This is a genomic window from Rivularia sp. UHCC 0363 (genome assembly GCF_034931125.1).
In the GTDB taxonomy this organism is placed as follows: Bacteria; Cyanobacteriota; Cyanobacteriia; order Cyanobacteriales; family Nostocaceae; genus Rivularia.
In genome coordinates, this window is record NZ_JAYGHM010000047.1 from 51,811 (window position 1) to 65,417 (window position 13,607).

Genomic DNA, 13,607 nt, shown 5'->3' on the forward strand with positions numbered 1-13,607 from the left:
CAACCGCCAGATAAAAATTACTCATTCGCTAACTCGGCGTTTCTAAACTACCGCTACCCGACAATAAAGCATCAGTAACATTAACAATTAACTGTGCTGCACCTGCAAAAAAATCACGTTCAATATTAGTAGGAGTATCACTTGATTGATGATAAAAAGAACTACGTAAATTAGCTGTATCAGTTACTAATAAAGCCCCTATTCCTTGTAACCAAAATGGAGCATGGTCGCTACGTAAAACATCTGGTGTCAACACACCTTTAAGGGGAACTGGTAAAGTAAATACTGGTGGTAATTGAGATAAATTATTAATATTGCTATCTAATTTAAAAGCATTAAGTAATGGTAAATGTTCGGTGTCACCTACCACAGCTAAAAAATCACCTTTGTCACTAGTTGGAGTTATGGGAAAACCGGAGGGAGATTTCTGACAACCGGATGTATAACAAGCATAACCCACCATATCCATGACTATGACACCACGTAAATTTTGTAACCGTGCTTCATTATCAACAAAAGCACGACTACCTAATAAACCAGCTTCCTCCTTATCGAAAAAAGCTAATTGTAGAGTCCGTGGAGTCGAAGCAGAACTGAAAAGTCGAGCAATTTCGAGCAATACCGCAACACCGCTAGCGTTATCATCAGCACCGGGAGACTTGAAAACGGTGTCGTAATGTGCTGCGATTAAAATTGCTCCAGCATTGCGATCGCGACCTTGTTTTTCTGCAAAGACATTAATACCTGTGGGAAACTGTTCTAAAATCGGTTCCCAGCCCATTTTCTTGAGTTCACTGGTAATATAATCGCGGGTACGTCTGCGCTCTGAAGCTGTAAAACGCTGAAAACTCAACTTTTGTACGTCAGCGAATAATCGTTCTGAATCAACTTTATGAGGATTAATTTGGACTGCTGTTGCTTTATCTTCTTGAGGTAATGGAGTTTCTTTTTGAATATTAATATTATTAATAATAGCAGTTTCTTCTGCTTCACTAAAAAAACTATGACTAAATAATACTGCAATTGCAATACTTATTAGTATCAACATTATAAATATAATATATTTTTTCATCAACTATTCCCTACTCCTTACTCCCTATCAAAACCTTCTTTGATATTCAACAACAGCACGATTATCGTCACTAAAATTAGTCGAACCACGAAGACGAATATTGTCCTTAAAATTGTAGTTAATACCCCATTGGAATGGGTCGTCTGCGGTTAAAATCTTTAAAGCCGAAACAGAAATGCGGTTAGTTATATCCACTCCAGCTTCTGCTGCTAATTCCACACTTAAACTGCTTTTTCCTGCTTCCGGATTGTCGGAAATAATAGTTGGAAATATTCGCAGTTCGCTTAAACCAAAAGCAGTCCCAATTTGATTAAAAGTTGTTTGAAAATTTCCTAAAACAGCGGAACCGGCAATATTAAGTAATCCCAAGGTTGAATTACCTCCCCCTTCGCTATCAAATCCACCTCCTAATAAAGCGACAATTTCTGTTTCGCTACGTGCGGGACTACTTTTTAATTCTAAGTTTTCGTTGAGCTTACTAGCAAGACCATTTACAGTTGCTTCTACACGAATTGTTTCTAACGCTGCTAAACCTGTAGCATTTTTAGTAAAATCCGAGCTTTGAATTACATCTAATACTTTAGCAAATAAACTGATATCTAAAATCGGATCGCGGGGTTGATTTGCTCGAAATGTAGCGGTATTGTTTTCACCACGAGCTAAATTAAACTGAGTAGTAAATAAGTTAACTCCTCCTTTTTTTAATTTTAAAGTTCCTACAGGAATCGGATTGCTGAATATTCCGTTAACTGTTAAATTTCCAGTTGCTTGCATACTAATTATTGGAGGACGTTCAACTTTGACTGCTTCACCCAAATTTAATTGTAAATTATTAAATCTTCCAGCGTTTTGATCGTCATTATCAATTTGTTTAACTGCTTTTATATTTTTAATTCCGTTACCGTTAATCTGGGAGTTGGTATCAGTTTCCGGTAGCAATACTAACCCATTATTTAAATTAACATTACCGCTAATAATCGGATTCAAAGCAGAACCTTTAATAATTACGTTACCCCCGACACCACCTTGATAAAGTCCTTTGAGGTTTATCGCTAATTTATCTAAGGTTACGGAAAGTGGATTACTAATTTGAGTAAATTCGTCATTATATATAGGAATCTGACCTTGCGCTACTATTTTACCTTTACTAAAGTTTCCTTGGAGAGTTTCTACTAATATCGTGTCAAAATCAAATTTTACTCTTCCCGTGACATTTGTGAGCTTTTCTGGTAAAGCTTGAGCGGAAAATATGGCATTATTTATAGCAGCATTGCCATTTACTACTGGTTTTTCTAAGGTTCCTCGTACTGTTAGCTGAACTTCTCCTTCACCTTGTTCAAAAGTGGCTTGATTGGTGAATAAATTTAATATAGCTAATCCTTCATTCCTAACATTTACATCTAATGTAATTTGATTAGTTTCGGGAGCAACCGTTGCAAAAGGTAATTTATAAGGAATGCTACCACTAATATCAACTGGTTCGGAACTTTCAACCATTACATTACTAGCAAAATTTAAGCGTCCGTTAGCATAATTAAAACTAGCTGCGGCTGATTTTATTCCTTGCTGGTTCAAAGTTCCATTGTTAATTACCAATTCTCCTTTTGTTAAAGGATTAGCGATACTACCAGCTATTGCTGCTTTTGCAGTCAGATTTCCTGTAAAACCAACTGGTAAATTAATAAAGTTCCCAAGTACTTCCAGAGGAAAATTGTTGACTTGTAAATTACCAAATTGTTCGTTACCACCAATCGAACCGCTAAAGCTCACAAATCTATTTGTTGACTCAATTCGTAATGGTATTAATCTTAAAATTCCGTCTTCAAAAGCACCTTGAGCAATTATTTTTTTTGCATTGTAGCGGTCTGGTTCTTGTTCTGGGCCCCAAGTAAAATTTTCACCTTGAATATTAAACTGTGTGGCTAATTTATTTTCAATTGTATCTACATTCACTTCAGCATTGAAAGTACCTTTTAAATCTGCTAACTCCGGAAAAGGAGAAGCTTCACGTCGCTGTTGTTTCTGTAACGACAATAATCTTTTTATTTCTGAAAAACGTCGCAATTGAGTTAATAAAGGTTGATTTGGTAAACCTACTTCAGCAATTTCTAATTGACTTGCTTTACCATAGATAGGTTCTGCAAAACTACGCTGAAAATCTTGTAATTCGTATATTTGTAAAGCCGTTAGTACGTCTTGAATTTTACCTTGCTTTACTTTCAATTTACCTTTAATTTGCGGCGTTTTAGTTAGCTGAGTTATACTACCTGCTACAACATAGCTACTTTCACCTTTGATAAATTCACCTTGACTAATTATAAATTTATCGCCGCTGTAGTTAAACTTTGCAATTAAATTATCACCTTTTAAACGACCAATTTCTGGATTTCTAACCGCAATATCTCCCGAAGCAGTAGCAAAGGTTTTTTGATTAACTCGGATATTTCCGGTAAATTCTCCGGCTATTTTACCAGAACCAATATACCGATTAACAGGTAAAGGTAATTTTAATAGCTGTAACGGAAACTGATTTACGTTTAAAGCTAAAATATCACCTTGAGATTGACCGGAAGCGAATGTTTCACCACGCTTAACTAAAAAAGATTCGGGTCGATTATTTGCATTTAAATTAACTGCAATTTGGTCTTGTTTACCCGCAATATTCAATTGTAAACCTTGTCCTTGCTCCGACTGAATGCTTCCAGCTAAAACTGGTTCAAAAGCTATATCGTTAATAGCAAAATCTCGTAGCGCTAATTGTCCTACGATATTCGGTAAAGGCAGTTTACCAGTAATTTTTCCGTTAAAATCAACTTTACCAGCTAGATTTACTGCATTGGGAATCTGTATGGGTAGCTGTTCCAAATTATAATTACTAGCTTGAACCTGCAAGTCTAATTGCGTAATTTGCGGTATTCCTGCACTGACATTTGCGAAAATATCACCGCTAACATTCAAACCGGGTGCGATCGCTCTTTCAATTTTTAATTTATTTCCAGTCCAAGCGATTACTGCATTTAGTGGTTGCTCAAACCCTGGTACACCTTGCGATAACTGTACCGAACCCGCAGCACGTAGATCGGCTAAACTCGGATTTTTTAAGTTTCCCGCAAGTTGTAAATTACCGTCGAATTTACCCTTTAAGAGTTGATTTAATTTGTTTAATTCAACACCCGCAACTTTCACCCCAGTTTGATATTTACCGTTATTAACTACAATATTTGATGCTGTTATATTACCACCACCAGCATTGATCGAAGCGTTCCCCGAAGCAGTTAAATTATCAAAGGAATTTAGCGAACCAGCAACATCAAAATTTCCAGTTAACCTTCCTAAAAACGACTTAGGAATTTGCGGTGATAGCTGCTGTAGATCTATATTATTCGCTGCAACTTTTGCTTGATACTTACCGTTATTAACTAAAATATTTGATGCTGCAATCTTACCACCACCAGCATTTATGAAAGCGTTCCCCGAAGCAGTTAAATTATCAAAGGAATTTAGCGAACCAGCAACGTTGAAATTTCCAGTTAACTTTCCTCCAAACAACTTAGGAATTTGCGGGGATAGCTGCTGTAGATCTAGATTATTCGCTGCAACTTTTGCTTGATACTTACCGTTATTAACTAAAATATTTGATGCTGCAATCTTACCACCACTAGCATTTATAGAAGCGTTCCCCGACACAGTTAAATCTTCAGGGGATTTCGTGGAACCAGCAACGTTAAAATTTCCAGTTAATCCTCCAAACGACTTAGGAATTTGCGGGGATAGCTGCTGTAACTCCACATTATTCGTCGCAACCTTTGCTCGATAAATTCCTCTAGCAAACTGGATATCAGTCGCTGTAATCCGACCAGCAGCAGTATTTAGATTTGCTTGACCCGAAACAATCAAGCTTTCTGGAGCAAAGGAATCCAAAGCACCACCAACGTTAAACTTTCCGGTCAATCTTCCTTGAAATGACTGAGGGACTTGGGGTGATAGCTCCCGAACCCGGACGTTATTTGCTGCTACTTGAGCTAAATAAACTCCATCTTTAACTTGAATATTATTTGCAGTAATAATACCACCTGCGGTATTTATTTTCGCTTGACCTGTTGCGACAATACTTTCCGGTTGTAACGAATCTAAGGAACCCGCAACATCAAATTCTCCCGTCACCCCACCTCGAAACGACTGCGGTATTTGCGGTGATAGCTGCTGCAACTGTACGTTATTTGCCTTGATTCGCGCTAAGTAAATTCCATTTCTAACTTTGATATTATTTGCCGTAACCTTTCCCCCAGCAGCAGAAAAACTCGCATCACCTTGAACTATCAAACTTTTAGGATCAAAATTTTGTGTATTCCCCGATACCTGAAACTTCCCACTCAAAGGAACCTTAAAAGGTATGGGATCTTTTAATAAACGTCCTATTTGAACTTGAGAAGCTACCAACTCAGCATCAAACTTTTGCTCTGCAAACTTCACAGAATTAACGGCAACCGTACCTCCTGCGATCGCAATGTTAGCATTTTCAGTACGGATTTGAGCAATTTTAAACGGTGTTGAACTTCCCGAAAAAATCACCCGACCGTTAAAATTAGCACTATCTAAATTTAATTTTTGTACCTGTTCCTTATTGACAAACTGGTTAACTTTTACACCTTTAGTATCCGCAATCGCCTGCCATCGCTGTTGATTCCAATTACCGTAAGCTACAGCAGTACCTCCAGCTACAGCTAAAACGACATTACGGAATGAGAAACTTCTGTCGCGATTGACAATTACTTCACCCGTAGCCGGATAAGTTGCTTGAGGAGCATTAAATTTTACTAGAGTACGGATAGTCTCCGGAGTCCCACTGAGGTTGGCTGTAGCTGCAACGGTACCCACTCGAAACGAAGGTGTGGGAATATTGTAAATCTGAGCTAAACTATCTCCCGGTGCATTATTTGTACGGAAATTAAAATTGGATTGGGTCTTTCTACCGAGATTATCATCGCCAATGACAATTTTACCACTGCCTTTAACTTCACCACCGACAGCAGCAACACCGCGAATATCTGTAAAAGTAATTGTTGACTTTGCTGTGACAAAATCAAACTTTGTACTAGCAGTTTTAAATTGAACCTTATCAACAATTCCTGGTTTAATAGTATTAACCGTACCCGAAAGAATTGGTCGAGTAATACCTCCTTTGAAAGTCAAATCACCTTTAACAACTCCAGCAACAGGTAGAGGTGATTGAATATCAAGTGTTTGTAAAGTATCGTTGACGCTGACCGCATTGACGCGAGCGGTTAAATCGTAACCTGTCTTAAAATCAATGGTGCCACCACCACTTAAAGGAATTTTACCGTAACTGGTAACTACATCATTGAGTCTTACTTTCGCACCATCAAACTTCAAAGTTCCTTGAGAATTAGCCAGCGGTTTGGGAGTCCGGGGTATTCGCAAAGTCAATCCTTCTACTCCAACGCTACCGTACAACAAAGGCTGTGCTTCTTTCCCCGGTAACTTTACCTGCAAATCTCCATTTATCCGCCCACCTTGAAACTTAACTGGTAAATTGACCAGAGGTGTAACTTCATCCGTCAATAAATCTTTTGCCTGTAGCTGTAAATTACCCGCTTTACTTTTAAGATCTACCCTTCCACTTGCGGAAATACTGCCAGTACGTCCCGGTTGTCCCCCGACTTCAAACCGAACTACTTGATAATTATCGATAAAATTCGCGTAACCATTTAGTCCGGAAAAAACGACCTTCGGGGAAGCCGCTTGGCGATTTTGCACAAACGGCACTAATGTTACATCCCCATTACGCAAACGCACCTCATCTAAATCGATCGCGATCGGTCCTGGTTCGTCGGGTAGCACAATCTTAGTCGTAATCCAGCGTCCTTGTTTGTCTTCCTCGACATAACCAACCGGGTTGACTAAAGTTACATCTAGCTTTAATCTACGATTGAAGAGTAATTGTAGCGGGTCAAATCCTACTTCTACAGCATCGGCTTTTACGCGATCGGGGTCTGCTGCGGTAGCTGGAATTGCCGAAGCTCCAAACTTAACTCCAGAAAGTGAAAAACCTTCGACTTTTCCCAACTGTAGCGGACGGTCAATAATAGTAGTCAGATTTTTTTCTACTAAAGGTGCTAAATCTTTCTGAACAAAACTCTGTAGTCGCCACATTCCCACGGCAACTCCCATAACTAACAATCCACCTACAGCCAATCCACCGCGACTCACTACCAGTAGCCAACGTTGGCGATTTATAGATTTAATTTTTTTTATCGAGGATTTGGTCATTTTATATTATTTATGACTGTAGCCGATGTAACAAAAAGATAAGTATAACTAACTAGCACATAAACATATTGCAATTCTTTCGAGGATAATTTGCCAGCAAAAAGCCGAAAAATCCTCGAATATCACCAAGAATATGTAATTGCTTTGAGTTTTTAACTACTTTTCAAGGGAAAAAATTTGGTGTAACCCAGTTGTAGCAATAATTTTGAATAATCAAAACTATAGAATCAAATCTGAAACGGTACCAGGGTTAAAGCAACGTAGAACATTCCCCATCAGAAAATATTTATATATCTGTTGATATTAGCGCCAAAATATAAATGCATTCAGGAAAATGTTAAGAAAGCGAGAATTATGATCTTTACTTTTGCTCAAGTGCATCCTAGAACTTTAATATGGATAGAAGCCAAACAAAAGGACAGGTGATTACAGATGGGGCGCGTTTTTGTGTTACTCTTTAATGCCCGTACAGAAAACGAGGGAATTCATACAGTCCGCATTGGCGATCGCAATAAAGTGCTGATGTTTGAATCCGAAGACGATGCTACGCGCTTTGCATTAATGCTAGAAGCGCAAGATTTTCCTTCTCCCGCAGTTGAACCGATGGATCGGTCAGAAATCGAGCATTTTTGTGAAACCGCTGATTATGACTACGAACTTGTTCCCACGGACGGTGATTTAGTTGTTCCTCCTGAACAAAACGTCGATGAAACTGATTGGAATGAAGAAGATTCAACTTTTACCCAACCAAAAGTCGAAGAAAAAGGAGAAATGTCAAATTCAGAACTAGACAATATCCGTCGCAAGCTGGAAGGATTGTTGTAAAAATTGATTAGTCATTTGTCATTTGTTCTTAGACGAAGGGCAAATGACTATGACAACAAATCAAGGATAAAAAAATACATGGCATTGCAACGCGGACACTTACTAACCGAACAAGTTAATCCCGATAGTCTCAATCTAGATCAATTGAGCAGCATCGAATTTGTAGAACTGTTTAATCGCGAAGACGCGAAAGCCGTGGCTGCGGTAGAGAAAGCAAAACTTGATTTAGCAAAAGCAATTGACTTAACAGCGCAAAGCCTGAATAAAGGTGGACGCTTATTTTACGTAGGTGCAGGAACTTCCGGTCGATTGGGTGTATTAGATGCTGCCGAATGTCCGCCGACTTTTTGCAGTTCTCCCGAACTAATTCAAGGTATCATTGCAGGCGGTGCTGGCGCATTAGTACGTAGTTCCGAAGAATTAGAAGACCGTCCCCAGGATGGTGAAGCTGCAATGGCTCACCGAGAAGTTACCCAGCTTGATGTAGTAGTAGGTATTACCGCCGGTGGAACTACTCCCTATGTCCACGGTGCAATAAAGGCAGCCAGAAGCCGTGGTGCCACCACAATATTTATCGCTTGCGTTCCATCCGAGCAAGTCAGTATAGAAGCAGACGTTGATATCCGCTTGCTTACCGGGCCAGAAATACTCGCCGGTTCCACTCGTCTTAAAGCCGGTACAGCCACCAAATTAGCCTTGAATATACTTTCTACCGGCGTAATGGTCAAACTTGGTAAAGTGTACGGTAATCGCATGGTAGATGTCGCAGTCACCAATCAAAAGTTACGCGATCGCGCTTTACAAATTCTGCAAGATTTAACTTCTTTGAGCCGTGAAGCTGCTGATGTTTTACTCGAACGTAGCGGCAAATGGGTAAAATTGGCGCTGTTGATGCACGAAACGGGTTTAGACAAAGAACAAGCCGATCAACTCCTTTCCCAGCATCAGGGAAATCTCAGAGAAGCAATTGAAGCCGAATAAACACGTAAAATACTAAGCTCCCTCTTCCAGACTCTGGCTGGGAATGCCTAAAGGTGAGGCTCTGTGTACCTCTAATAGTTCATTTCATTAATTTTGAAGGGTAATGCGCTCGTTACAATTAGCGAGCGGGACGCTCGCTAGAAGCAACGAGCGACCAAGATGGTCGCACTACGAAAATTTTATCCATCAAAATTAATGTGGTGGAGTACTAGCCTATTCTAGGTAGAGCCTCGGTTGATCGGTTCCTAACCCGAGACTAGGAACCAGTCAATTTTATTGAATTGATAAAATTATTTTAGTTAAGTGCTATTACTTAATAAAATATTAATCCAGAGAATAAAACAATACGTGATAACTCTATTGGCGTTTAAAAATTGTCCAAGGATAATCAAAGGTGCAGTTATCCAGGATAGTAATCATGTCACGTCAAGAGCTTGGAGATTTTTGCAGCATTATTTGCTTTAAAGCTGCGATCACCGGAATGGAAGAAGCGTTGGGAGAAAAAGCAACCGCGATCGCGTTAATCGCAGCCGGTCGCAGTCGCGGTAAAAACCTCGCTAAAGAGTTGGGTTTGACAGGAATTAATCTTGATTGGGATACGATCGCGGATAAAATGGCTTTCGCACTAGGTACAAATGGCACCAAACTCTGCATAATAGAAAGAATTGTTCAAGAAGGCGAATTAATCAAAGTTTACACTTCAGAAACTTTTTGTTCTGCTAACGAACCCGAAGGTTCATCCCGTAAATGTACGTTTACTTTAGGTGCGGTTTGGGGAGCGATAGAACAAGTTACTGGAAAGCGCTTGCGAGGAAGTCATACCGAATGCGTGCTTCGTGGTGGAAATCACGATGTTTTTGAATTTTCACCTTTGGTGTAATTACATACCTCCATTAATCAACATAAATAATAAAAAAAGGACAAAAAAATGCCTATTAATGCTGGCAAGATTGAAAGTATTTTACAAAATTTTGTAAGTGGTACTAATGATATTCAAGGTGCAACACTTGTATCTCCAGATGGTTTATCTTTAGCCACAGTATTACCAAGTAACATGGATGATGAGAAAGTATCAGCGATGTCTGCGGCAATGCTTTCTTTAGGAGAACGTATTGGTAGTGAATTATCTAGAGGTAGTATAGACCGGATTTTTGTGGAAGGCGATAAAGGTTACGGTGTATTAACTAACTGTGGTGATGATGCTGTACTACTAGTTTTAGCTAGTCAATCAGCGAAACAAGGTTTACTAATGCTAGAAATTAAACGACTCACAGAAGAATTAAAGTTAGTCTTGATGTAGTTGATATTTATGCATGGGCTTTTGATAGAAGTCGTCATGAATATTTGGGTACTTGAAAAACGCTATTGTGGTGCATTGCACTCTGTGACAACACACCCGATTTTTTATTAACAATATTAGTTATCATATATCGCCTGTAAAAAGGTGTATTGAACCGTTATTTACATTTTTATTAAATAGACATCTCCGGAAACAGCGAGATTCAAAATATATTCTTGATAACTAATTATTTCATACTGTTGTCTATTTTTTTTAAGTGAGTTCTATGGAAATCATGCGTATGGTCGTGACTGGTCCCGTTGGGGCTGGTAAGTCTACATTTATTCGTTCAATTAGCGAAATTGAAACAGTAGATACAGACCGCAGAGCAACAGATGAAACTTCACGACTCAAGCAAAGAACTACAGTTGCTTTTGATTTCGGTCGATTGCAGTTTAATCCTGATATGGCACTGCATCTTTATGGTACGCCGGGTCAAGAACGATTTGATTTTATTTGGGATATGTTAATTCGTAAAGCTCATGCTTATATATTACTAGTAGCGGCTCATAGACCCGGAGAATTTCGTCATGCTCGTCGTGTCGTTTCTTATATGAATCAAAGAGCGCAAATTCCCATGATTATCGGCTTAACTCATAGCGATTGTCCGGGTGCATGGTCTCAAGAAAATGCGATCGCAGCTTTGGGTTATTACGATATAAATACACAACCTCCTATCGTATTAGTTAATCCTACTGAAACATCTTCTGTTGCAAATGCGGTAATTACTTTAGTACAGTATTACGTACAATCTTCGGCTGTAAAAGCAATAGCTGTATAATTCAGTATTATTATTAGGTGTTATTCTTTTTGATTAATATGAGTAAACAATATGATTTTCATAAATTACAATAGTGCATCACCAATGTTATATAAAATATTATTTTAAGGGAAGACAATGGCATTTACAGGTTACTTATCAAAGTTTTCTTTAGCAGAAATATTTGAATTTTTAGAGCAAGGTTACAAAACCGGATTGCTCAGCATTCGTACTTTGAAAGACGATCGCAATCAGCAAGCTGACAATCATTACATCTGGCTGCGTCAAGGTCGGATTGTAGCCGCAGCAAATCGACTAGACGGTCGGGGTTTAGTTTCAATGATTGTTCGCAGGGGCTGGACTAGCGAAAATGTTGCTACAGAAAAGTTTCAAGCCAGTCACGGTAGAATGGCAATGGGGTTATGTCTCAAGTCTCAAGGACTGCTTACGGCAGAAAAATTAACACTACTATTCCGCGCTCAGATAATGGGTCAAGTTTCTCCTTTATTTGAGTTAGAAAATGGTAAATTTGATTTTGATTTCCAAGCTTCCATACCGACAGCAGAAATGACAGGCTTGAGTATTTCAACAGCAGAAGCAACTCTCAAAGGTTTGCGGAGTTTGCGAAATTGGTCTGCATTAACAGCAAAATTACCCGACATCACATCAGGTATTTCACGAAAGACGGGAACTGTACCTCACTTACAGTTAGATTCTCAAGAATCAAAAGTTTGGGAATATGCTAACAGTCACACTTCTTTAAATGAAATAGCCGAACAGCTATCAATTCCTGTAGAAAAAACTAGACAAATTGCTTTTCGATTAATTGTAAGCAACTTAGCAGAAGAAGCTTTTATTCTTGGTACTCCTAAAAAGCCAATTATCGATCAAAATCAAGAATTTGCCGATCTAGATTCTACAAACGGATTTGGTGAATTATTATCTCATGGATTTGCAAGCCATTTATCTACTTTTAATAGTAATCAACCTGCTTACGCTTTAAATAGTCAGGAACGAGAAACGCCATTAGAGCAGAAAAAAGTCGAGCCGATACCCAGTTCTGCTCATCAAATTAATGTCAGTCAGTCGTTTTTACAAAATTTAGTTGGTTTCTTAAAAACAAAAGTCGAAAGTTGAAAAATAATTTATATTCTGTATAGATTTTTTACCGTAATCTTACTGTTTTACCAACTTTACTCGTAACACACCATTTTTGATAACTTGGTGGGTTATAACATAAGTGTCTGTCATTTATAAAAAATATCAATTATGAATATAAAAATGAAAACATTTATCACCATACAAATTGATTAATTATCTAATTAAAATCAGAATAAACACGGATTTTTTTATACAGATAAAAGTCTAAAATTAAATGTAACTAATGGGTGCATCCTCGTATTGGGGTATCGCAATTCCTCAAATGATTGGCGAAATGTTAACAAATATATAAAGTAAGTCCTAGATTCTATTGAATGAATTTTTCGATAAATTATATATTGTGAATATTCTCACTCTTGAGTAAGAAACGTTATTAACCAATACATAAAGTTAGGGTAGTTATCCCGATCCGGTTTGCTTCTTGGATTTTATTCAATGAAGTATCTCCTGACTGCTGTATGGCTAGTCTGGACAGTAAAAGGGAAGACCTATTAATAAAGGGAACAAAGTATGAGCCATCCGGAAATGATGGTATCGAGTGAATTGCTCGATGAATTTAGAACTTGTACTCAATTGCAATACAGTGGCAAATTAAACATCAAAAGTTCCAAAGGGAATAAATGGGTTTTTTACTACCGATTGGGTCGTATAGTTTGGGCTACAGGGGGAAATCATCCTTTCCGACGTTGGCGCAGACACATAACTCAACATTGCCCGGATATTGACATTGACAAAATGCAGTTAAATTCCAAAGAAATCTCAATCTCGAATGATTATTGGGATTATAGATTATTGGAAATATTGCATGAAAAGCAGAAAATCAAGCGCGAACATATTAACTCTGTTGTCGAACGCACGATCGCAGAACTACTGTTTGATTTAGCTCAACAGGCGCATTTCAATCAAATTCAGTGCGATCGCAGTGCTGATGTGATTCTGGAAGCGCCTATGAGCTTTACAAGTGCAGATATGTCTCTGAAGTTCATGCAAGACACTTGGAAGAATTGGTCTGAAGCGGGTTTAGCAAATTTCTCTCCCGATTCCGCTCCAATTTTACGGAGATCCGAACAGTTGCAGCAAATGGTAAGTCCGGCTGTTTACAAAAACTTTGTGAATTTGATGAACGGTAAATATACCCTGCGGGATTTAGCCGTCAAAATGAAGCAAAGTCCTTTACC

General features: G+C 38.5%; 9 protein-coding genes. 7 read left to right on the forward strand and 2 right to left on the reverse strand.

Annotated features, from left to right (window positions below; translation table 11 throughout):
- Positions 1-28: 28 nt before the first annotated feature.
- Positions 29-1,072 carry a M20/M25/M40 family metallo-hydrolase gene (locus tag VB797_RS23490; protein ID WP_323240162.1) on the reverse strand — a complete coding sequence of 348 codons (1,044 nt, stop codon included), beginning with the start codon at positions 1,070-1,072 and terminating at the stop codon, positions 29-31.
- A 27-nt stretch (positions 1,073-1,099) separates the two neighbouring features.
- Positions 1,100-7,363, reverse strand: a complete 6,264-nt coding sequence (locus VB797_RS23495) for a translocation/assembly module TamB domain-containing protein (protein WP_323240163.1) — start codon at positions 7,361-7,363, stop codon at positions 1,100-1,102.
- A gap of 432 nt (positions 7,364-7,795) precedes the next feature.
- Between VB797_RS23495 and VB797_RS23500 the strand changes: the two genes are divergently transcribed.
- From VB797_RS23500 to VB797_RS23530, 7 genes are all read left to right on the forward strand, one after another.
- A complete protein-coding gene (locus VB797_RS23500) occupies positions 7,796-8,188 on the forward strand; it encodes a DUF3110 domain-containing protein (protein WP_323240164.1) in 393 nt (130 codons plus the stop codon).
- Between the two features lie 78 nt (positions 8,189-8,266).
- Entirely contained in the window at positions 8,267-9,169 is a 903-nt protein-coding gene (gene murQ, locus VB797_RS23505) for an N-acetylmuramic acid 6-phosphate etherase (protein WP_323240165.1), read from the forward strand.
- A gap of 418 nt (positions 9,170-9,587) precedes the next feature.
- Positions 9,588-10,049, forward strand: coding sequence for a hydrocarbon-binding protein (locus VB797_RS23510; protein WP_323240166.1), 462 nt, complete (start codon positions 9,588-9,590; stop codon positions 10,047-10,049).
- 48 nt (positions 10,050-10,097) lie between these two features.
- Positions 10,098-10,469, forward strand: a complete 372-nt coding sequence (locus VB797_RS23515; protein WP_323240167.1) for a roadblock/LC7 domain-containing protein — start codon at positions 10,098-10,100, stop codon at positions 10,467-10,469.
- Between the two features lie 265 nt (positions 10,470-10,734).
- Positions 10,735-11,289, forward strand: a complete 555-nt coding sequence (locus VB797_RS23520) for a GTP-binding protein (RefSeq protein ID WP_323240168.1) — start codon at positions 10,735-10,737, stop codon at positions 11,287-11,289.
- A 117-nt stretch (positions 11,290-11,406) separates the two neighbouring features.
- Positions 11,407-12,405 (forward strand): DUF4388 domain-containing protein, encoded by a 999-nt coding sequence (locus VB797_RS23525; protein ID WP_323240169.1) that lies wholly within the window; start codon positions 11,407-11,409, stop codon positions 12,403-12,405.
- Between the two features lie 534 nt (positions 12,406-12,939).
- Positions 12,940-13,607, forward strand: a 668-nt coding sequence (locus tag VB797_RS23530; protein WP_323240170.1) for a DUF4388 domain-containing protein, incomplete at its 3' end; no start/stop codon positions are given.